Source organism: Alphaproteobacteria bacterium (assembly GCA_019635875.1).
Classification (GTDB): Bacteria; Pseudomonadota; Alphaproteobacteria; order Reyranellales; family Reyranellaceae; genus JAFAZJ01.
The window spans coordinates 1-21660 of the sequence record JAHBYP010000010.1 but is presented as its reverse complement, the minus strand read 5'-3'; the positions used below and the strand labels follow the sequence as shown (position 1 = coordinate 21660).

22 protein-coding genes are annotated in these 21660 nt (G+C 69.2%); 17 read left to right on the top strand and 5 right to left on the bottom strand.

The features are described from left to right. Positions 1–16 precede the first annotated feature (16 nt). Positions 17–1012: an oxidoreductase gene (locus KF889_26790; protein ID MBX3503067.1), complete on the bottom strand. Its 996-nt coding sequence runs from the start codon at positions 1010–1012 to the stop codon at positions 17–19. Between the two features lie 163 nt (positions 1013–1175). Then, complete coding sequence (locus KF889_26785; protein MBX3503066.1) at positions 1176–2522, bottom strand: dihydroorotase; 1347 nt, start codon at positions 2520–2522, stop codon at positions 1176–1178. Between the two features lie 132 nt (positions 2523–2654). On the opposite strand from KF889_26785, the gene KF889_26780 reads away from it, so the two are divergent. Together KF889_26780 and KF889_26775 are read left to right on the top strand one after the other, a co-directional pair. Continuing rightward, positions 2655–3566 (top strand): folate-binding protein YgfZ, encoded by a 912-nt coding sequence (locus tag KF889_26780; protein ID MBX3503065.1) that lies wholly within the window; start codon positions 2655–2657, stop codon positions 3564–3566. A 149-nt stretch (positions 3567–3715) separates the two neighbouring features. Next, positions 3716–4429: a DUF1028 domain-containing protein gene (locus KF889_26775; protein MBX3503064.1), complete on the top strand. Its 714-nt coding sequence runs from the start codon at positions 3716–3718 to the stop codon at positions 4427–4429. A 62-nt stretch (positions 4430–4491) separates the two neighbouring features. Here KF889_26775 and KF889_26770 read toward each other — a convergent pair whose 3' ends face one another. After that, positions 4492–4920 carry an HIT family protein gene (locus tag KF889_26770; protein MBX3503063.1) on the bottom strand — a complete coding sequence of 143 codons (429 nt, stop codon included), beginning with the start codon at positions 4918–4920 and terminating at the stop codon, positions 4492–4494. A 75-nt stretch (positions 4921–4995) separates the two neighbouring features. Here KF889_26770 and KF889_26765 point away from each other — a divergent pair, with 75 nt between their 5' ends. The 3 genes from KF889_26765 to KF889_26755 all read left to right on the top strand — a co-directional run bounded on the left by KF889_26765 (position 4996) and on the right by KF889_26755 (position 7118). Next, positions 4996–6186: a CoA transferase gene (locus tag KF889_26765; GenBank protein MBX3503062.1), complete on the top strand. Its 1191-nt coding sequence runs from the start codon at positions 4996–4998 to the stop codon at positions 6184–6186. A 195-nt stretch (positions 6187–6381) separates the two neighbouring features. Next, positions 6382–6759, top strand: a complete 378-nt coding sequence (locus tag KF889_26760) for a hypothetical protein (protein MBX3503061.1) — start codon at positions 6382–6384, stop codon at positions 6757–6759. Beyond that, positions 6756–7118: a hypothetical protein gene (locus tag KF889_26755; GenBank protein MBX3503060.1), complete on the top strand. Its 363-nt coding sequence runs from the start codon at positions 6756–6758 to the stop codon at positions 7116–7118. The genes KF889_26760 and KF889_26755 overlap by 4 nt, the downstream gene beginning before the upstream one ends. Before the next feature lie 39 nt (positions 7119–7157). Here the strand turns inward: KF889_26755 and gluQRS are convergent, their stop codons facing one another. After that, positions 7158–7988, bottom strand: a complete 831-nt coding sequence (gene gluQRS / locus KF889_26750) for a tRNA glutamyl-Q(34) synthetase GluQRS (GenBank protein ID MBX3503059.1) — start codon at positions 7986–7988, stop codon at positions 7158–7160. 48 nt (positions 7989–8036) lie between these two features. Between gluQRS and KF889_26745 the strand changes: the two genes are divergently transcribed. The 9 genes from KF889_26745 (at position 8037) to KF889_26705 (ending at position 17041) form a co-directional block, all read left to right on the top strand. Beyond that, on the top strand, positions 8037–8843 hold the full coding sequence (locus KF889_26745) for a DNA-3-methyladenine glycosylase 2 family protein (protein ID MBX3503058.1): 807 nt from the start codon (positions 8037–8039) through the stop codon (positions 8841–8843). Next, positions 8843–9505: a dienelactone hydrolase family protein gene (locus KF889_26740; protein MBX3503057.1), complete on the top strand. Its 663-nt coding sequence runs from the start codon at positions 8843–8845 to the stop codon at positions 9503–9505. Before KF889_26745 ends, KF889_26740 begins: the two co-directional genes overlap by 1 nt. Next, positions 9502–10758 (top strand): beta-lactamase family protein, encoded by a 1257-nt coding sequence (locus tag KF889_26735; protein ID MBX3503056.1) that lies wholly within the window; start codon positions 9502–9504, stop codon positions 10756–10758. Before KF889_26740 ends, KF889_26735 begins: the two co-directional genes overlap by 4 nt. Next, entirely contained in the window at positions 10746–11234 is a 489-nt protein-coding gene (locus KF889_26730) for a GNAT family N-acetyltransferase (protein MBX3503055.1), read from the top strand. The genes KF889_26735 and KF889_26730 overlap by 13 nt, the downstream gene beginning before the upstream one ends. Positions 11235–11534: 300 nt before the next feature. After that, positions 11535–12821 (top strand): MFS transporter, encoded by a 1287-nt coding sequence (locus KF889_26725; GenBank protein MBX3503054.1) that lies wholly within the window; start codon positions 11535–11537, stop codon positions 12819–12821. Positions 12822–12955: 134 nt separating this feature from the next. Next, positions 12956–14374 carry a carotenoid oxygenase family protein gene (locus KF889_26720; protein ID MBX3503053.1) on the top strand — a complete coding sequence of 473 codons (1419 nt, stop codon included), beginning with the start codon at positions 12956–12958 and terminating at the stop codon, positions 14372–14374. A gap of 141 nt (positions 14375–14515) precedes the next feature. Next, on the top strand, positions 14516–15181 hold the full coding sequence (locus KF889_26715) for a glutathione S-transferase (protein ID MBX3503052.1): 666 nt from the start codon (positions 14516–14518) through the stop codon (positions 15179–15181). Positions 15182–15198: 17 nt separating this feature from the next. After that, positions 15199–16200, top strand: a complete 1002-nt coding sequence (locus KF889_26710; protein ID MBX3503051.1) for a nitronate monooxygenase — start codon at positions 15199–15201, stop codon at positions 16198–16200. Between the two features lie 280 nt (positions 16201–16480). After that, positions 16481–17041, top strand: a complete 561-nt coding sequence (locus KF889_26705; GenBank protein MBX3503050.1) for an HNH endonuclease — start codon at positions 16481–16483, stop codon at positions 17039–17041. Positions 17042–17132: 91 nt separating this feature from the next. Here the strand turns inward: KF889_26705 and KF889_26700 are convergent, their stop codons facing one another. Then, the gene (locus KF889_26700; GenBank protein MBX3503049.1) at positions 17133–17747 is read right to left on the bottom strand and encodes a LysE family translocator; all 615 of its coding nucleotides are present in this window, start codon (positions 17745–17747) and stop codon (positions 17133–17135) included. A 179-nt stretch (positions 17748–17926) separates the two neighbouring features. On the opposite strand from KF889_26700, the gene KF889_26695 reads away from it, so the two are divergent. The 3 genes from KF889_26695 (at position 17927) to KF889_26685 (ending at position 21562) form a co-directional block, all read left to right on the top strand. After that, on the top strand, positions 17927–18511 hold the full coding sequence (locus KF889_26695; GenBank protein ID MBX3503048.1) for a VOC family protein: 585 nt from the start codon (positions 17927–17929) through the stop codon (positions 18509–18511). 10 nt (positions 18512–18521) lie between these two features. Then, complete coding sequence (locus KF889_26690) at positions 18522–19082, top strand: VOC family protein (protein MBX3503047.1); 561 nt, start codon at positions 18522–18524, stop codon at positions 19080–19082. 137 nt (positions 19083–19219) lie between these two features. After that, complete coding sequence (locus tag KF889_26685) at positions 19220–21562, top strand: xanthine dehydrogenase family protein molybdopterin-binding subunit (protein MBX3503046.1); 2343 nt, start codon at positions 19220–19222, stop codon at positions 21560–21562. Positions 21563–21660: the final 98 nt, after the last annotated feature.

Below are 21660 nucleotides of genomic sequence, written 5' to 3'. Positions count from 1 at the left end.
TTGGTCGAGGCATGCGCTACGCGGCGACGTCGACCACGACGCGGCCGCGCACCTCGCCCTTGAGGATCCTCGGCGCCAGGCCCGGCAGGTCGGCGAGCTTCGCCTCGACGACCATGGCGTCGAGCTTGTCGAGCGGCAGGTCGGTGGCGAGACGCTTCCAGGCGTCGACACGCGGCGCCATCGGCAGCATCACCGAATCGATGCCCAGCATCGACACGCCACGCAGGATGAAGGGCAGGATGCTGCCCGGGAACGACGCGCCGCCGGCCAGGCCGCACACCGCCGCCGCACCGCCGTACTTCACCATGGCAAGCGCGCGCGCCAGCATCACGCCGGAGACGGTGTCGATGACACCCGCGAAGCGCTCCGACAGCAGCGGCCGGTCGGGCGCCTCGGTGAGCTCCTTGCGCTCCATGATCGTCGCGGCACCGAGGCCCTTGAGATAATCGGCCTCGCTCGGCCGTCCCGTCGCGGCGACCACCTGATAGCCGAGCTTCGCCAGGATCGCGACGGCGACGGAGCCGACGCCGCCGGCCGCGCCGGTCACCAGCACCTCGCCCTGCGCTGGCTTCAGCCCATGCCGCTCGAGCGCCGCGACGCACAGCATCGAGGTGTAGCCGGCGGTGCCGATCGCCATCGCGCGCTTCGTCGAGATCGCGTCGGGCAGCTTCACCAGCCAGTCGCCCTTGACCCGCGCCATGGTCGCATAGCCGCCCCAATGCAGCTCGCCCACGCGATAGCCGTTGAGCACGACGCGATCGCCGGCCTTGAAGCCGGCGTTCGACGATTCTTCCACGACACCGGCTAGATCGATGCCGCCGACATGCGGCCAGGTCTTCACCAGCCCGCCACCCGAGGTCAGCACCAGCCCGTCCTTGTAGTTCAAGGTCGAGTGCTCGACCTTCACCGTCACGTCGCCCGCCGGCAGCGTCGCCGTCTCGAGCTCCTGCACCGCGCTCGTCACCTTGCGGTCGGCGCCCTGCTCCGACACCAGCGCCCTGAACGTCGCCATACGCACTATCTCCTTTTCCTCTCATCCTACCTTCCCCCGGAGGGGGAAGGTGGCGCGCAGCGCCGGATGGGGGATGTTGAAGACGGACTCCTCTGTTCGTCTTCGACATCCCCCTTCCGCCCTTCGGGCACCTTCCCCCTCCGGGGGAAGGTAAGGCGGTGAATCAAACCTCGGGCCGCAGCGTCTCGACGAAGCGCAGCGCCTCGCCGGCCGGCGGGCCGATCAGCTCGTCCTCGCGCATCACCACGCGGCCGCGGATGATCGTCGCCCGGGGCCAGCCGGTCACCGTCATCCCGGCATACGGCGTCCAGCCCGACTTGGTCGCCATCCATTTCTCGGCGATTTCGCGCCTCGACTTCAGGTCGACGACGGTGAGGTCGGCGTCGTAGCCGAGCGCGATGCGACCCTTGCGTGCCAGGCCGAAAATGCGCTGCGCGCCGGCCGAGGTCAGGTCGACCAGCCGCGCCAGCGACAGCCGCCCGGCGGCGAGGTGATCGAGCAGCAGCGGCAGCAAGGTCTGCACGCCCGGCATGCCCGAAGGTGAATTGGGAAACGGCTGCGACTTCTCTTCCTTCGTGTGTGGCGCGTGATCGGAGCCGATGACGTCGACGATACCCTCGCGCAGCGCGCGCCACAGGCCCTCGCGATGGCGCGCCTCGCGGATCGGCGGGTTCATCTGCGCGAAGGTGCCGAGCCGGTCGTAGCAGTCCGGCGCGAACAGGGTGAGATGCTGCGGCGTCGCCTCGACGCTGGCGACGTCCTTGTGATCGGCGAGGAAGGCCATCTCCTCCTCCGTCGTCACGTGCAGCACATGCACGCGGCGGCCACGCTTGCGGGCCAGCCGGATGAGGCGCTGGGTGGCGATCAGCGCCGATTCCATGTCACGCACGACAGGGTGCAGATGCGCCGTCGCGCCCGGCACCTGGCCGAGCTTCTTGCGCGCGTTCATGCGCTCCTCGTCCTCGCAATGCACCGCCATGCGGCGCACGCCGTGGGCGAGGATGCGATCGAGCGTCGGATCGTCGGGAACCAGCAGGGTGCCGGTCGAGGCGCCCATGAAGACCTTCACGCCGCAGCAGCCCGGCAGGCGCTCCAGCATCGGCAGCTGTTCGACGTTCTCCGCCGAGCCGCCCATGTAGAAGGCGTAGTCGCACCATGCCCTGCCCTTGGCCAGCGCCAGCTTGGCCGCGAGGTCCTCGGCGGTGAGCGTGCTGGGTTTCGTGTTGGGCATCTCGAAGACCGCCGTGACGCCGCCCAGCACCGCGCCGCGCGTGCCGCTTTCGAGGTCCTCCTTGTGCTCCAGCCCGGGCTCGCGGAAATGCACCTGGCTGTCGATCACCCCGGGCAGCACGGTGAGCCCGCGCGCGTCGAAGCGCTCGCCGGCCGAGGCGGCGGACAGATCGCCGATCGCCACGAAGCGGCCGTTGCGCACGCCGAGATCGGCGCGCACCAGCCCCGCCGTGGTGAAGCACTCGCCGCCGGCGACGATCAGATCGTAGGTTTCGGCCATTCCCGCCCTTCCTTCTCCTCGCCTCCGCGGGGAACAAGGAAATACCGCGCGTGCTGCAGCCGCGAAAGGCCCTTGCGGGCGGCGCGCTTGGTGCCCACCTTCATGGGTCAAGACCGACCGGAGTCACCGACCATGACGGCGCTCGTATTCTCGTCGCTCGGTCACCGCGGCGTGATCGCGGTGACCGGCGACGACCGCCGCGACTTCCTGCAGGGACTGGTGTCGAACGACGTCAGCCGCGTCGCGCCCGACCGCGCGATCCACGCCGCGCTTCTGACGCCGCAGGGCCGCTTCCTGTTCGACATGTTCATCGTCGAGCACAATGGCGCGCTGATGCTCGAGGTCGAGCGCGACCGCGCCGCCGACCTTGCGAAGAAGCTCACGCTCTACAGGCTGCGCTCGAAGGTGACGATCGAGAACCGCGGCACCGGCTGGGAGGTCGTCGCGGTGACCGGTGAAGGCGCCGCCGCGGCGCTGGGCCTGCGCGATCAGCCGGGCGCCGCCATCGCCATCGACGATGCCGTCGCCTATGTCGATCCGCGGCTGCCCGGCCTGGGCGTGCGCGTGATCGCGCCCGACGGCCATATCGCCACCATGCTGCCGCCCCGCGGCTTCGCGCCCGCGCCGTTCGAGACCTGGGACCATGTCCGTCTGACACTGGGCGTTCCCGACGGCAGCCGCGACCTGCCGGTCGAGAAGGCGCTGCTGCTCGAGAGCGGCTTCGACGAGCTGCACGGCGTCGACTGGAAGAAGGGCTGCTACATGGGCCAGGAGCTCACCGCCCGCACCAAGTATCGCGGGCTGGTGAAGAAGCGCCTGCTGCCGGTCGCGGTCGATGGCCCGATGCCGGCGCCCGGCACGCCGGTGACGATCAACGGCCAGGAGGCCGGCGAGATGCGCTCGGGCCTGGGCACGCAGGGTCTGGCACTGCTGCGGCTGGAAGCCCTCGACAAGGCGCGCGAGTCGGGCGCCCGGCTCACGGCCGGCGACGCGACCCTGAAGCCACTGATGCCGGAATGGATCAGCCTGCCGCCCGCGGCGTGATATGGTTTTGCCTTCCTCCGGAGGGGGAAGGTGGCGCGCAGCGCCGGATGGGGGATGTCGAAGACGGACTCCTCCGTTCGTCTTCGACATCCCCCTTCCGCCCTTCGGGCACCTTCCCCCTCCGGGGGAAGGCAACAATGGGGGACTCCATGACCTGGTCCATCGTCGCGCGCGATCCCGGCAGTGGCGCGTTCGGCGTCTGCGTCGCCACCAAGTCGTTCTGTGTCGGCTCGCGCGTGCCGCATTTGGAGAGTGGTGTCGGCGCCATCGCCACGCAGGCCAACACCAACGCGATGTACGGCACGCGCGGCCTGCGCCTGCTGCGCCAGGGCGTGGGCGCCGCGGACGCCGTGCGCCTGCTGACCGCCGCCGATGACGGCCGCGATCATCGCCAGCTGCACATCCAGGACGCGCGCGGCGGCATCGCCGCGCACACCGGCGCCAGCTGCGTGGAGTGGTGCGGCCATCTCGTGCGCGACACCTTCTCGGTCGCCGGCAACATGCTGGCCGGCCCGCAGGTGATCGAAGAGACGGCGCGGTTCTACGAAGCCAATCCGCTTCTGTCCTTCCCGCGACGGCTGATCGAGGCGCTGCGCGCCGGCGAGGCGGTGGGCGGCGACAAGCGCGGCAAGCAATCGGCGGCGCTGAAGATCGTCTCGACCGAGGACTATCCCGACTTCGACTGGCGCGTCGACGATCACGTCGAGCCGCTCGACGAGCTGAAGCGCCTCGAGCAGGTCAGCCGCGAACGCTTCGCCTACTCCCGCCTCTTCAGCCCGCGCCGCGACAACCCCGTCGGCCTGCTCGACTTCGACGAGATCGCGCACCGCGTCGAGGCGATGAAGGCGGCGGATCGGCAGTGACTGGGACCGCCGGCGTCCCGCCGGCTCATCGCGAAGAGGCCGGCGGGACGCCGGCGGTCCCACTAACCCATATTCGCCAGGAGGCGCTCGTGCAGCGCCTTGATCTTCGCCATGTCGCCGGGCCTGGGGTGCCAGTTGATCGACAGGCCGTCGTCCTTCCAGCGCGGCAGGATGTGGATGTGCAGGTGCGGCACGCTCTGCGCCGCGCCCGGGCCGTTGGCCTGGATCAGGTTGATGCCATCGGGCGACAGCGTCCGGTTCACCGCCCTCGCCACGCGCTGCGCGGTGCCGGCGACGGCGCCCAGCACCTCGGCGGGGATGTCGTGCACCGTCGGCCAGTGGCCCTTGGCGACCGACAGCGCATGGCCTTCGTTGGCCGGGTTGATGTCCATGAAGGCGATGGTGCTGTCGTCCTCGTGCAGGCGGAAGCACGGGATCGTGCCGGCGACGATCTTGCAGAAGATGCAATTCGGATCCGTCGGATGCGACATGGCCGGCTCCTCGACAGTGGCGTTGGTTCCGCGCGATGCTAGCAGAGTTCGAGGAAACAACGAGACATTCGACCGATGCCCGATACGCGTAGCCGCCGCAGCGGACCCCTGGCCCGCTTCAAGGTGCTCGACCTCACCCGCGCCCGCGCCGGACCCACCGCGGCGCGCCAGCTCGCCGACTGGGGCGCCGACGTCATCAAGATCGAGGATGCCGGCACGGTCGAGATCCTGGGCGGCGGCCGCCACGGCAGCGACTTCCAGAACCTGCAGCGCAACCGGCGCTCGATCACGCTGAACCTCAAGACCGCGGAAGGCCGCGCCGTCCTGCACAGGCTGGTGAAGGTCTCCGACGTCGTGGTCGAGAACTACCGGCCGGACGTGAAGCAGCGGCTGGGGCTCGACTACGAGACCCTGCGCGCCATCAACAAGCGTATCGTGCTGGGCTCCATCTCCGGCTTCGGCCAGAGCGGGCCCTACGCCAACCGACCGGGCTACGACCAGATCGCCCAGGGAATGAGCGGCCTGATGTCGGTCACCGGCCTGCCCGGCCAGGGACCGGTGCGCGCCGGCATCGCCGTGGCCGATTCCAGCGCCGGCATCTACCTCTCCTTCGGCATCCTCGCCGCCCTGCTCGAGCGCGAGACCTCGGGCGAGGGCCAGTGGGTGCACACCTCGCTGCTGCAGGCGCTGCTGGCGCTGTGCGATTTCCAGGCGGCGCGCTGGACCATGGACCGCAAGGTGGCGCCGCAGGCCGGCAACGACCATCCCACGGGCATCCCGACGGGCGTGTTCGTGACCAGCGACGGCCACATCAACATCGCCACCTCGCCCGGCGCGATCTGGGAGCGCTTCTGCGCCATCATGGGGCGCGAGGACTGGATGACCGATCCGCGCTTCAGGACGCCACCGGATCGCTCTAAAAACCGCGTCGAGATGAACGCTGAGATCAACGCGATCACCAGGACCAACACCAGCCAGCACTGGGTCGATGCGCTCAACAGGGGCGGCGTGCCCTGCGGCCACATCTACTCGATGGACCAGGTCTTCGCCGACGAGCAGGTGATCCACAACAGGATGGAAGTGCCGGTCCAGCATCCGAAGCTGGGCGAGATCCATCTGGTGAACCAGCCGATCGGCATGAGCCGCACGGCGCTCGACACCCATCACGGCGCGCCTGAGGCCGGCGAGCACACCGAGGAGATCCTCGCCGAGCTGGGCTACGACACCGCCGCCATCGCCGACCTGCGCGCGCGCAAGGCGGTGTAGGGACTCTCCTTTGCGGCCTTCGAGGTGTTCGGGCCGCGTCGCTCCAGCGACGCGGCCCGAAGACAGCCGAACGCCGCCAGGTCCCCGGTCGGCTCCGGGCCTCTGTCCGTCGCCCGGGATGTGACGCAGGGAACAGCGCGACCCGGTGCGGATCGCCGACGATGGCTCCCGCATGGCGCAGCGCTGGAGCCTTCGATGTCCGATTTCTGCTTCTCCAACGACGATCGCGAGGAACTCCTCACCATCGTCCGTACGATCAACCCCATCACCGCGGGCGCGTATGGCCCCATGCTTGCGTCGTGGGGCCTGCTCGCGCGCATCTCCCCCAATCTGGCGAGTCGCCGCGCCCTGGCCGACATCCTGAAGGCGGTCAACCCCGAATCGGCCGCGATATATGGACCGCTGCTCGATGCCTGGGCCGCCAAGCCGGCCGATCGCCTCGAGCTGGCGCGCATCCTGCGGCTGGTCAATCCGCCCACGGTTCTGGCCTATGGCCCGGCGCTCGACACCTGGGCGGGCAAGCTGGCCGCCACACGAGCGCACGGTCGTCTGGTCGCCGAGCGACGCCGATGAGCGGGCTGCGATCGGCCGCGCAACGCGAGGACCTCGCGCGCATCGTGCGCCGGATCAATCCGGCCCTGGCGCCGCAATATGGCGCGCGGCTGGACGAATGGGTGCGACTCGCAGCCTGCGCGCCCGGCATGGGCTGCCAGCGCGTGCTGGTCGACATCCTCAAGCAGGTCAATCCACCGGTCGCCGATCTCTACGGTCCGATGCTCGATTCCTGGGCCTCTCGCCCGGCCAATTGCTACGCCCTGGCGGCGATCCTGAAGATGGTCAATCCGCCGCTGGCGCCCAGCTACGGCAAGCTGCTCGACGACTGGGCGAGGCGCAACGCGCCGCCGGCCGAGACGGCGCTCGGGCTGCAGTGACGGTTCATTCCTTCCCCCGCTGGCGTGGGAGGGCAGGAGTCAATCGAATCCCGCCTGTGCTCGCACGTCGTCGGGCGAGAGGCCGGCCTCGCGCATCGATCGCAGCGTGAGCGCCCTGTCGCGCTTGGCGAAACGGCGGCCCTCGGCGTCGGTCAGCAGCCGGTGATGGGCGTAGCGCGGCGTGGCGTAGCCCAGCAGGCGCTGCAGCAGGACATGGACATGCGTGGCGGAATAGAGATCCTCGCCGCGCGTCACCAGGGTGACCTCCTGCAGATGGTCGTCGACCGTGACGGCGAGGTGATAGCTCGTCGGCGTGTCCTTGCGCGCGATCACCACGTCGCCCAGCAGCAGCGGCTCGCCCGTGACGTCGCCGTGCAGCGCGTCGTGGAAGGCGTAGGCTCCGGCCGTCTCTGCCGCCTTCGCCGCGTCGAGGCGCAGCGCGAACTCGGTGCCCGCCTGCATCAGGCGACGGCGTTCGCCGGCCGGACGATGGCGGCAGGTGCCGGGATAGAGCGGGCCGTCGGGACCATGCGGCGCGCTGGTGGCGGCGGCGATGTCGGCGCGGGTGCAGAAGCAGGGATAGACCAGCCCCATGCCCGACAGCCGGTCGAGCGCTTCGCCGTAATCGCCGAAGTGCTCGGACTGGCGACGCACCGCGCCGTCCCAGTCCAGCCCGAGCCAGGCGAGATCGACCAGGATGGCCTCGCTGAATTCCGCCTTGCAGCGGCGGATGTCGATGTCCTCGATGCGCAGCAGGAAGTGGCCGCCGATGTCGCGCGCGGCATGCCAGGCGGTGAGCGCGGAAAACGCGTGGCCCAGATGCAGGTATCCGGTCGGGCTGGGCGCAAAGCGGGTAACCACAGGGGTCATGGGTCGCGAGGTTAGCGCGGCCTGTGGCGGCGTGCTATGTCGCCGGCCATGTCGATTCCCTTTCGCCTCACCGAGGAGCATGTGCTGGAGGGCATGACGGCGCTGGGCGCAATCGATCCGCGCTTCGCCGCCGGGCTCGCAACCTACGGCCAGCCGCCCCTGCGCAGCGCCGAGGAAGGCTACGCCGCGCTCCTGCGCGCCATCGTCGGCCAGCAGGTCTCGGTCTACGCCGCGCGCAGCATCTGGGATCGCGTGGCCGCCCTGGTCGTGCCGATGACGCCGCAGCGCCTGCTGGAGTTCAGCGACGCCGAGCTGCGCGCCTGCGGGCTTTCCAACAACAAGGTGAAGTTCGCGCGTTCGCTGGCGCTGGACACGGCTGAGAAGCGCATCGTCTTCGAGCATCTGCCGGAGCTCGACGACGATGCGGTGATCGCCATGCTGACCCAGGCCAAGGGCATCGGCCGCTGGACCGCCGAGATCTACATGATGTTCGCGCTCGGCCGGCCCGACGTGATGCCGGCCAACGATCTGGGCATCATCGTCGCCGCGCAGCATTTCTTCGGCCTGCGCCGGCGGCCCGATCCCAAGCGGCTCCTGACGATGGCCGAGGCCTGGCGGCCGTGGCGCACGGTGGCCTCGCTGTTCCTCTGGCACTATCGCCACAACATGCCGGATTTCAGCGACAGCCCCGCCGCCATCGCGCGCCGCGCCGCCGAGCGCCTGGCGAAGGAAGAGCGCAAGGCCAAACGCGCCGCCGCACCGAAGAAACCGGCTGCGAAGAAGAAGACGAAGAAGCCCGCCGCGAAAAAGAAGGCGGCGGCGAAGAAGAAGCCCGCACCGCGCCGGAGGTCCTGATGTTCGAGCTCGAAGGCCCGGTGCACGCGCCCGCCGGCGGCGGTCAGCCGAGGAAGCTGGCGATCCTGCTGCACGGCTACGGTGCCGACGGCAACGACCTGATCGGGCTGGCCGAGCCGCTGGCGCCGCTGATGCCAGACGTGGTCTTTCATGCGCCCAACGCGCCCTATCCCTGCGACGGCAACCCGTTCGGCTATCAGTGGTTCGGCATCTCGCGGCTGGATCCGCACCTGATGCTGGCCGGCGTGCGCGGCTCGGCGCCCTTCGTCGAGGCGTTCCTCGACGCCAAGCTGGCCGAGTACGATCTGAGCGAGGCCGACACCGCCTTCATCGGCTTCTCGCAGGGCACGATGATGTCGCTGCATGTCGGCCTGCGCCGCGAGAAGCCCCTCGCCGGCATCGTCGGCTTCTCCGGCCTGCTGCCGGGCATCGAGACCCTGCCGGACGAGATCCGCTCGAAGCCGCCGGTGCTGCTGATCCATGGCGACGCCGATCCCATGGTGCCGTTCGAGATGATGGATCGCGCCGAGACGGCGTTGCGGTCGCTGGGCGTGACGGTCGGCAGCCACGTCGCCCGGGGCGTCGGCCATTCGATCGACGGCCAGGGCCTGGAGCAATGCGCGCGCTTCCTGCTGCGCGCCTTCGGAGTGAGGGCCAGATGAGCGCGCTGAAAGAGACGATCGGCGAGCATGGCGTCGTCGAGGGCACGGTGGCGTCGGGCTTCGACGCCGTGGCGCAAGCCTTCATCCGGAACTTCCGCGAGCACGGCGAGGTCGGCGCCTCGCTCTGCCTCACCGTGGGCGGCGAGACCAAGGTCGATCTGTGGGGCGGGCTGGCCGATCCCAAGGCGCGCACGCCGTGGACGCGCGACACGGTGAGCGTCGTCTTCTCCTGCACCAAGGGCGCCACGGCGCTGTGCGCCCATGTGCTCGCCAGCCGCGGCCAGCTCGATATCGACGCGCCGGTGAAGGAGACATGGGAGGCCTTCGCCGCCCAGGGCAAGGAGCGCGTCACCACGCGCATGATGCTCGACCATTCCTCGGCCGTGCCGGCGCTGCGCGATCCGGTCGACAAGGACCTGTCCTACGACTGGCACTACATGACCAGCCGGCTGGCGGCCGAGGCGCCGTTCTGGGAGCCGGGCACGCGCAACGGCTATCACGGCTTCACCTTCGGCTGGACGGTGGGCGAGATGGTGCGCCGCGTGTCGCAGAAATCGCTCGGCACGTTCTTCCAGGACGAGATCGCCAAACCGCTGGGCATCGATTTCTGGATCGGCCTGCCTGAGGCGATCGAGCCGCGCGTCGCGCCGATCATCCCCTTTGTCTATGCCGCCAAGGACGCGCGCACGCCGTTCATGATCGCGCTGGCCAAGGAGCCGCAGTCGATCCCGGCGCTGTTCTACTTCAACACCGGCAAGTGGCGCACCGGCGGCGCCAACACGCGCGAGGGCCGCGCCGCCGAGATCGGTGCAGCCAATGGCGTGACCAACGCGCGCGGGCTGGCCGGCATGTACGCGCCGCTGGCCAATGGCGGCGGGTCGCTGGTCGACCCGGCGACCCTGGCGCGCATGGGCGAGGTGTCGATGGCGACGCACGACGATGCGACATTGCGCATCCCGACCCGCTTCGCGCTGGGCTTCATGAAGTCGATGGACAACCGCAGGCGCAGCCTGGCGCCCTCGATCTGGGGCGAGGACTGCGACAGCGTGATCATGGGGCCGACGGCGTTCGGCCATGTCGGCGCCGGCGGCTCGCTGGGCTTCGCCGATCCGGCCAATGGCCTGAGCTTCGGCTACAGCATGAACCGCATGGGTCCCGGCCTGCTGCTCAACGAGCGTGGCCAGTCGCTGGTCGACGCGACCTATCGCGCGCTCGGTTTCACCTCGAAGGATGCCGGGGTGTGGAAACGCTGAGCATCGTCCTGCGCGACTTCACGCCCGAAGACCGTCCGTTCCTGCTGAGCGCCATCGCCCAGCTCAACGACCACGAACGCGCCCTGCACGACACCCGCCTGCCGGGCGCGGAGATCGCCGAAGCCTACTTCAACAAGATCCACGGCAAGATCGCGACCGATCACGGCTGCATCGTCGTCGCCTTCAACGGCGACGAGCGCGTCGGCTACATGGCCTGCCGCATCGAGACCGACGACGCGCCGGCGGAAACCGCCGATTCCAACGTCTTCGGCTACATCTCCGACGTCTTTGTCGTGGCCGGGATGCGCGGCCGCAACATCGCCGCGCTGCTGGTCGCCGAGGCCGAGCGTCGCGTGCGGCCGCACGGCGTGACGCGCCTGCGCCTGGGATCGCTCGCCAGCAACGAGCAGGCCATCCGCGCCTACCGCAAGGCCGGATTCAGCGACTACGAGGTCGTGCTCGAGAAGCGGCTGTGATGAGGAACACGATCTCCTACCTTCCCCCGGAGGGGGAAGGTGCCCGAAGGGCGGATGGGGGATGTCTCAACGACATCGCTGTCCGTCTTCGACATCTCCCTTCCGGCGCTGCGCGCCACCTTCCCCCTCCGGGGGAAGGAAGTTTCGCCGGACGGCTGTGATGATGAAGAAGGATCACCACAGAGACACAGAGACACAGAGGAAGAGAAAGTTCATGCGCGCGCGCAGCGCGCAGTGGTCTTGGTCTTCCTCTGTGTCTCTGTGTCTCTGTGGTTGGTCTTCTCTTCTGCGGAGCGCGTGATGCTGCCCATCCTGCGCCCGTTCCAGGACCGCGCCATCGCCATCCTGTGGCTCGGCATGGCGGCCTCGACCATCGGCGAGGATGTCTTCCGCGTCGCCATCGTCTGGCTCGCCGTCGAGATCGCCGGCAACCAGGCGCCTCTGGTCACCGCGGCGCAGAACGCCACCATGCTGATCGTCGGGCTGACCGCCGGCGCCATCGCCGAGCGCTGGAAGCCCGACCGCACCATGGTCGCGGTGAGCCTGATGTCGGCGGCGATCGTCATGCTGCCGGTGATCATCGGCAGCCTCTACAGCGTCACCCTGGCGCTGCTGATCGCCACCGTGGTCGGGCTGGCGATGCTGCGCACCTTCTACGCCCCGGCCCTGCAATCGGTGGTGCCCACCCTGGTGCGCGAACGCGACTGGCTGCAGGCGGTCAACGGCCTGCTCGACACGACGTGGCGGCTGGCGCGCCTGCTCGGCCCGGCGATCGCCGCGCTGCTCTCGGCGATCATCCCGGTCATCCATTTCCTCACCGTCACGGCGGCGGGCATGCTGTGGGCGGCGGCGGCGGTATTCTCGATCCGCGCGCGCATCCAGCGCGATCCCGCCGACATCCCCAAGATCGATCCGGGCTGGCGCGGACTGCTGTCGAGCATGGCGATCGGCTATCGCCTGCTGCTGTTCCGCGACCGGGTGATGACCATCCTGATGCTGAGCAACGCCATGGTGAACGGGCCGTGGATGGTCACGCTGATGCTCGGCGTGGCGCTGCTGGTGAAGACCTACGACCCGCGTTTCCTCGGCATCGGGGATCTCGCCGCCTATGGCGTGGTCATGGGCGCCTATGGCGTCGGCGACCTCCTCGCCAATCTCTATGTCGGCAGCGTGCGCTTCCGGCGGCCGCTGCAGGTGATGTATGTCGGCTACATCGCCATGGGCGGCGGCTTCGTGCTGATGGCGCTGGCGACCTGGGCGATCCAGCCCGACTGGCTCCTGCCGGCGATGATGCTGACGGCGCTGATCGCCGGCATCGGCGGGCCGTTCTTCTTCATCCCGATGATCACGCGGCTGCAGACCGTGTTCCGCGGCGCCGACATCGCGCGCGTCTTTCGCATCCGCATGGCGCTGATGGCCGGCATGCAGCTGCTCGCCAGCCTCGGCGCCACGGTGCTGTTCGAGCGCCTGGGCGTCACCTCGACGGTGCTGGCCAGCGGCCTGTTCATCCTCGCCGTCGGCCTCGCCGGCAGCTTCTACTTCGGCCGCATGTTCGTGCCGCCGCAGGACTCGTCCACCGGCGATTGAGGAACCTGGCCTGTCATCCCGAGCGCAGCGAGGGATGACAGACTCCGCTTCCCCCTTGCGCGATCATCTGAACATTGTTAGGTTCTATAAATTCACAGCGTTACCCTTAAAACTCCCGGCGTGGAGGAACGCTCATGGCCAAGGCTTTCCCCGACCATCCCTTCCTGCGCGGCTACTACGCGCCGCTGCACATGGAGTGCGATGCGGATCATCTGCCGATCACCGGCGAGATCCCGAAGGCGCTCTGCGGCACGCTCTACCGCAACGGGCCCAACCCGCAATTCGCGCCGCGCGGCTTCTATCACTGGTTCGCCGGCGACGGCATGCTGCATGCCTTCCACCTCGAGGACGGCCGCGTCTCCTATCGCAATCGCTGGGTGCGCACGCCCAAATGGGAGCTGGAGCACAAGGCCGGCGAGGCGCTGATCGGCGCCTTCGGCAACCCGATGTGGACCGACCAGAAGCACTGGGGCTTCGACTCGACACTGGCCAACACCAATGTCGTCTGGCACGGCGACCGCCTGCTGGCGCTCGAAGAGGCGCATGCACCCTTCGAGGTCGATGCGAAAACGCTCATGCCGAAAGGCTACCGCGACTGGAACGGCGAGGTCGGCCGCTTCACCGCGCATCCCAAGATCGATCCGCGCAACGGCGACATGGTGGCCTTCGCCTATGCCGCCGCCGGCCGCTTCACGCCCGAGGTCGACCTCATCGTCGTCGGCGCCGATGGCACGCTCAAGCGCAAGGAGCGCTTCGCGGCGCCCTACTCCAGCATGATCCACGACTTCGTCGTCACCGAGCGCTGGATCATCCTGCCGGTGTTCCCGCTGACCGGCTCGATGGAGCGGGCGATGAAGGGCCAGCCGGCCTTCGCCTGGGAGCCCGACAAGGGCACCCATGTCGCGCTGATCCCGCGCGACGGCACGGTGGCCGACGTCAAGTGGATCACCGGCGATGCCTGCTACGTTTTCCATCCGCTCAACGCCTTCGACGCCGAGGGTGGCCGGATCGTCTGCGACATGATGAAGTATCCGGTGGCGCCGCTCTTCCCGCGCCCCGACGGCTCGATGCCGACGCAGCACTCGCCGAAAGCGACCCTGGTGCGCTGGACCTTCGATCCGGCGGGCACGAGCAATTCGTATCGCGAGGAGGCGCTCGACGATCATCCCGGCGAGTTCCCGCGGCTCGACGAGCGCTTCGCCTGCCTGCCCAACCGCCACGGCTATTTTCAGGCCGGCGTGCCGACCGAGACCGATGTCGAGCGCGAGAAGCGCGCCGGGCTGGCGCATATCGACCTGGCGACCGGCAAGGTGCTGCACTGGCAGCCCGACAACGGCGATTTCTGCGGCGAGCCGATCTTCGTGCCGCGCAGCGATACGGCGGCGGAAGGCGATGGCTGGCTGGTGACGACGATCTATCGCGCAGCGGAAAACCGCAGCGATCTCGCGGTGTTCGACGCCACGGGCGTTGACAAGGGGCCGATCGCGCTGGCCCATCTGTCGCACCGCGTGCCCGCCGGCTTCCACGGCAACTGGCGGCCGGGTGCGCTCTGAAGACTACCTTCCCCCGGAGGGGGAAGGTGCCCGCAGGGCGGATGGGGGATGTCGAAGACGAACACCGATGTTGTTGATGCATCCCCCTTCCGTCGCTGCGCGCCACCTTCCCCCTCCGGGGGAAGGCAAGAGGCTGACCCCATGATCACCGTCCACCACCTCAACAACTCGCGCTCGCAGCGCATCCTGTGGGCGCTGGAGGAGCTGGGCGTCGACTACGAGATCAAGCGCTACGAGCGCGAGCCCTCGATGCAGGCGCCGGCCTCGCTGCGCGCCGTGCATCCGCTGGGCAAGGCGCCGGTGATCAGCGACGGCGAGCGGACGCTGGCCGAATCGGGCGCGATCCTCGAATACCTCGCCGAGACCTACGGCGACGGCCGGCTCAGGCCCGCCGCCGGCACGCCGGAGCTGCTGCGCTACCGCTACTTCCTGCACTACGCCGAAGGCTCGCTGATGCCGCTGCTGCTCATGAAGCTGGTGTTCGGCCGCCTGCCCGCGCGCGTGCCGTGGTTCATGAAGCCGGTGGCCAGAGCGATCGCCGCCGGCGCCGACAAGACGCTGCTCAACCCGCAATTCGGCAATCACTTCATGTTCCTCGAGAGCGAGCTGCAGAAGCACGAGTGGTTCGCCGGCGCGGCGTTCACCGCCGCCGACATCCAGATGAGCTTCCCGCTGGAAGCCGCGGCGGCGCGCTCGCCGCTGTTCAGGCAGCTGCCGAAGCTCTCGGCCTTCGTCGAGCGCATCCACGCCCGCCCCGCCTACAAACGCGCGCTCGACAAGGGCGGCGCCTACGAATTGCTGAAGTGACAGGAGCAAGTTAGACGATGGCTCTCCCCGCCAAGCTGCAAGGCCGGCTGCGCATCCCCGTGGTCGGTGCGCCGCTGTTCATCCAGTCCAATCCCGATCTCGTCATCGCTCAGTGCAAGGCGGGCATCGTCGGCTCCTTCCCGGCGCTCAACGCGCGCCCCAAGGAGCTGCTCGAGGAGTGGCTCAAGCGAATCACTGGCGAGCTCGCCGAGTACAAGGCCAAGCATCCCGAGAAGATCGTGGCACCCTTCGCGGTCAACCAGATCGTGCACAGCTCCAACGACCGGCTGCAGCACGACGTCGATCTCTGCGAGAAGTACCAGGTGCCGATCCAGATCACCTCGCTGCGCGCGCCCGACGACGTGGTGAAGTCGGCGCATCGCTATGGCTGCCTGGTGTTCCACGACGTGATCAACACCAAGCATGCGAAGCGCGCGCTGCAGGCCGGCGTCGACGGCCTGATCCTGGTCTGCGCCGGCGCCGGCGGCCATGCCGGCGCGCTGTCGCCCTTCGCACTGGTCCCCGAAGTGCGCCAGTTCTACGACGGCTGCATCCTGCTCTCGGGCTCGATCGCCAACGGCGCCTCGGTGCTGGCGGCGCAGGCGGTGGGCGCCGACCTCGCCTATATCGGCACGCGCTTCACGGCGTCGAAGGAAGCCAACGCCTCCGAGGGCAACAAACAGTGCATCGTCGACAGCTCGGGCGAGGAGATCGTCTATACGAATCTGTTCACCGGCGTGCACGGCAACTACCTGAAGCGCTCGATCGCCGCCGCCGGGCTCGACCCCGACGACCTGCCGACCGCCGACAAGAGCAAGATGAACTTCGGCTCGGGCGGCAACATGAAGACCAAGGCCTGGCGCGACATCTGGGGCGCCGGCCAGGGCGTCGGCCAGATCTTCGACACCCCGCCGGCGGCGGAGATCGTCGACCGCCTGGCGCGCGAGTACGAGGCCGCCCGCGCCGCGCTGCTCGCCGGACAGCCCGTGCCGACCAGCCTCAAGGTCGCGGCGGAATAGTCATTCCCTCTCCCCGCACGCGGGGAGAGGGTTAGGGTGAGGGGCTGCATCGAGTGACGCACCACGGTCGTGCGCAACCTGAATCAGCCCCTCACCCCGACCCTCTCCCCGCACGCGGGGAGAGGGAGAAGGCTGTAACACCTGTGCCACAGACACTTCACCGCGCCGTCACGCCCGCGCGGAATCAACCCGTTGTGTTTCGCGGCCGCATCCGCCACTATGCGCCCGCCATGGAGTACGAAGCACAACGCGCGCGCTTTGTCGCGCAAAGTCGATAGCCATGTACGCGGCGCCCGAGTCCTGTCCCGCTCTGGTGCTGAACGCCGATTTTCGGCCGTTGTCGTACTTCCCCTTGTCTCTCTGGAGCTGGCAGGATGCCGTCAAGGCGGTGTTCCTCGATCGTGTCAACGTCGTCGCCGAGTATGACCGCCGGGTGCGCAGCCCGAGCATCGAGATGCGCCTGCCCAGCGTCATCGCGCTGAAGGAGTTCGTGCCGGCCGAGCGCCGCCCGGCCTTCACGCGCTTCAACGTCTTCCTGCGCGACAGCTTCACCTGCCAGTACTGCGCCGAGCCGTTCAACGCGCCCGACCTGACCTTCGACCACGTCGTGCCGCGCTCGCGCGGCGGCATCACGACCTGGCGCAACGTCGTCACCGCGTGCAGCCCGTGCAACCTGCTGAAGGGCGACAAGCTGCCCAAGCAGGCCGGCATGTACCCGATCCGCGCGCCCTACGAGCCCTCGACCGCCGAGCTGCAGGACCACGGCCGCGCCTTCCCGCCCAACCACCTGCACCAGAGCTGGCGCGACTTCCTGTACTGGGACAGCGAGCTGGAGTCGTAGGGCTTCGCCGCATCCTCCTCTGTCATTCCGAGCGCAGCGAGGAATCCAGCGACGCTGACTGGATTCCTCGCTGCGCTCGGAATGACAACGACTACCGATCCGCCACCGCGAGCCTGGCGCCCAGCGCCACGAACGCCGCCGCAAACGTGCGGCGCATCCAGGCGAGCACGCGCGGGCGCGAGATCACGTGGTCGCGGACCGAGGCAGCGAGCAGGCCGTAGCCGACGAAGATCACGAAGGTCATCAGCATGAAGACGCCGCTGAGCATCAGCATGCTGGCCAGCGGCCGCGCCTCCTCGGCGCTGACGAATTGCGGCAGGAAGGCGAGGAAGAAGATCGAGAGCTTGGGATTGAGGATGTTGATCAGGATCGCCTCGAGCGTGACCTGCAGGAAGGAGCGGCCGCCGACCGCGCCCTCCTCGACCCTGAGCGCGCCGCGCTCCTGCAGCGTGCTCCACGCCATCCACAGCAGGTAGGCGACGCCGACATACTTGAAGATCTCGAAGGCGAGCGCGCTGGTGTGCAGCAGGGCGGCGAGTCCCAGGATCGCCGCCGCCATGTGCGGCACGATGCCGAGCGTGCAGCCGAAGGCGGCGACGACGCTGGCGCGCGAGCCGCGCGTCAGCCCGGCGGCCAGCGTGTAGAGCACGCCGGTGCCGGGCGAGGCGACGATGATGAAGGTGGTGATCAGGAATTCGAGGCTCATGGCGCCACTATGCCCTGCCGTCCCCCGGAGGGGGAAGGTGGCGCGCAGCGACGGAAGGGGGATGTCGAAGACGGACACCGATGTCGTTGAGGCATCCCCCTTCCGCCCTTCGGGCACCTTCCCCCTGCGGGGGAAGGGAGTATTGTCGGAAGCCTGATCCAGCCATCCGGAGCTCGTCCATGGACTCCACAGCCGACAACCTCAGGCGCCCGCTCGACGCGCGCGCGGTCTCGCCCAGCCTCTTCGCGCACTTTGTCCTGCAGACATCCAATCTCGCGGCGATGCGCCAGTGGTACCTGACCGTGCTCAACGCGCGCGTCGTGCAGGACAACGGCGTGCTGTGCTTCATGACCTACGACGAGGAGCACCACCGCGTCGCCATCATCGAGATGCCCGGCCTCGCGGCGCGCGACGAGAAGGCGCGCGGCGTGCACCACGTCGCCTACACCTACGCCACCCTGGGCGACCTGCTGGCGACGTATCGCCGGCTCAAGGCGGCGGGCATCGAGCCCTACTGGCCGATCAACCACGGGCCCACGGTGTCGCTGTACTACCGCGATCCCGACGGCAACTCGGTCGAGCTGCAGGTCGACGTCTTCGCCAGCAAGCAGGAGGCCTCGGCGTTCTTCACCAGCGAGTCGTTCCGCGCCAACCCGATCGGCGTGAACTTCGATCCCGAGGACATGGTGCGGCGATTCGAGTCCGGCGTGCCGGAGCAGGAATTGATGCGCCGGCCCGACGGCCCGCCGCCGGCGATCGGCTGAGGTGCGCGCCATGGACTCGACAGCCGACAACCTCAGGCGCCCGCTCGACACCACGCCGCGATCGCCGGCGATCTTCGCGCATTTCGTCGTGCGCACCTCGAAATACGATGCGATGCGCCGCTGGTACGAGCGCGTGCTCAATGCGCGCACCGTGTTCGACGACGGGCGCATCTGCTTTTTGACCTACGACGAGGAGCACCACCGGCTGGCCATCGTCAACGTGCCCGACCTGCTGGCGCCCGACGCCAAGGCCTGGGGCCTGGCGCATTTCGCCTATGGCTACCGCACCCTGGGCGACCTGCTGTCGACCTACAAACGACTGAAGGCGCAGGGCATCGTGCCCTACCGGCCGATCAACCACGGGCCCACGGTGTCGCTGTACTACCATGACCCCGACGGTACCTCGATCGAGCTGCAGGTCGACGCCTATGCGACCAAGGAGGCGGCCGCCGCCTATCTGCAGACCGAGGCGTTCCTGAAGAACCCGATCGGCGTGCCCTTCGACCCCGACGACATGGTCCGCCGCTACGAATCCGGCGTGCCCGAGGAAGAGCTGCTGCGCCGGCCATGAGCCACCATCGTCTCCCTTCCCCCGGAGGGGGAAGGTGCCCGAAGGGCGGAAGGGGGATGGTTCAACGACACCGCCGTCCGGCTTCGACATCCCCCTTCCGGCGCTGCGCGCCACCTTCCCCCTCCAGGGGAAGTTAGATGAAAGACGGCATCGGCACCGAGCTGCGGCGCTTCGAGGATGCGCGGCTGCTGACCGGCAAGGGGCGCTACAGCGACGATGTCTGCCTGCCGGGACAGGCGCATGCCGTGGTGCTGCGCGCGCCGCATGCGCATGCGCGCATTCTCGGAATCGACGCGACGGCCGCCCGCGCCCTGCCCGGCGTGCTCTGCGTGCTGACGGGTGCCGAGCTGATCGCCGACGGGCTGCAGCCGATCCCGCACATCCCCGCGGCGATGAGCCCGCCCGACATCCGCCTGCCCAACACCGACGGCTCGGCGCATCGCGTGCTGCGCCAGCCGGTGCTGGCACTCGACGCCGTGCGCCATGTCGGCGAGCCGGTGGCCTTCGTCGTCGCCGAGACGCTCGCCATCGCGCGCGACGCCGCCGAGCTGGTCGAGGTCGCGTACGAGGCGCTGCCGGCCGTCGCCGACAGCGCATGCGCCGCCGCGACCGACGCGCCGCCGCTGTGGGGCGACCGGCCGCACAACATCGCCGTCGATGCGCAGGTCGGCGCGCGCGAGGCGGTCGAGGCCGCCTTCGCCGGCGCCGCGCATGTCGTGCGGCTCGACAGCCTGATCCAGCGCGTCACCGGCGTGCCGATGGAGCCGCGCGCGGCGCTGGCGGCCTACGACGCGGCCGACAACAGCTACACCCTGTGGGCCGGCGGCGGCGGCGTGGTGCGGCCGAAGCGGGAGCTGGCGATCATCCTGGGCATCGCGCCCGAGCGCGTGCGCGTCATCGCCGAGGACACCGGCGGCAATTTCGGCACCCGCAACTTCTTCTATGCCGAGTTCGCGCTGGTCGCCTGGGCGGCGAAGCGCATCGGCCGGCCGGTGAAATGGACGGCGCAGCGCCAGGAGTGCTTCGTCAGCGACTACCAGGGCCGCGATCTGCGCGCCAGCGGCGAGCTGGCGCTCGATGGCGAGGGCAACTTCCTCGCGCTGCGCGCCGCCGGCCTGTCCAATGTCGGCGCCTTCACCGCCTCGTTCATCCCGCTGACCAAGGGCACGCAGGTGATGACCAGCCTGTACCGCCTGCCCGCCGCCTCGCATGCGCGCGCCGTGATGAGCAACACGCCGCCGACCGCGCCCTATCGCAGCGCCGGCCGGCCCGAGACCATGTTCATGATCGAGCGGCTGATCGACATCGCCGCGCGGCGCCACGGCTTCGACCGCGTCGAGCTGCGGCGGCGCAATCTCGTGCCGCGATCGTCGATGCCCTACACCAATCCGTTTGGCGTCACCTACGACAGCGGCGACTACCCCGGCGCGCTCGAGCGCGTGCTGCAGCTGGCCGACTGGGACGGCTTCGCCGCGCGCCGCGCGCGATCGGCGTCGCGCGGGCTGCGCCGCGGCATCGGCCTGGCCGGCTATGTCGAAGCGCAAAGCGGCGCGCCGCAGGAACGCGCCGAGGTCACGGTGCTGCCCGAGGGCATCGTCGAGGTGGTGATCGGCACGCTCTCGGCCGGCCAGGGCCACGCCACCAGCTTCGCCCAGCTGATCGCCGAGTGGCTCGGCATCGAGGCTCAGCGCGTGCGCCTGGTGGCCGGCGACACGGCGCGGGTGCAGGCCGGCGGCGGCTCGCATTCCGGCCGCTCGATGCGCCTGGCGGCGACCACGATCCACCAGGCCTCGGGTATCATCGTCGAGCGCGCGCAAGTGCTGGCGGCCGAGGCGCTCGAGGCCGATACCGCCGACCTTGCCTTCGCCGACGGGCATTTCACCGTGAAGGGCACCGATCGCCGCGTCAGCCTGCTGGCGCTGGCCGAGCGGCACGGGCCGATTGCCGGCAGCGGCGACGTCGACAGCCGCGTCGGCGCCTATCCCTATGGCTGGCATGTCTGCGAGGTCGAGGTCGACGCCGAGACCGGCGTGGCGCGCATCGTCGCCTACTGCGCCATCGACGATGTCGGCCGCGCGGTCAATCCGCTGATCCTGCACGGCCAGACCCATGGCGGCATCGCCCAGGGCGCCGGCCAGGCGCTGATGGAGCATTGCGTCTACGACGCGCACGGCCAGATGCTGAGCGCCTCGTTCATGGACTACGCGACGCCGCGCGCCCTCGACCTGCCGTCCTTCGTCACGGCGCTGAGCGAGGTGCCGTCGACCACCCATCCGCTGGGCATGCGCGGCGGCGGCGAAGGCGGCATCACCCCGGCGCTGGGCGTGATCGTCAACGCCATCGTCGACGCGCTGGCCGATCTCGGCGTCGAGCACATCGAGATGCCGGCAACCCCCGAACGCATCTGGCGCGCCATCGCGGCGGCGCGCGGCGTGTCGTCTTCCTCCCTCTCCCCGCCTGCGGGGAGAGGGTCGGGGTGAGGGGCTGAAGCAGGTGGCGCACCGCTGTCCGTGCGCAACCGGAAACGACCCCTCACCCCCACCCCCCCCCCCCCCGCGGGGGGAGGGAGACGAAGCGC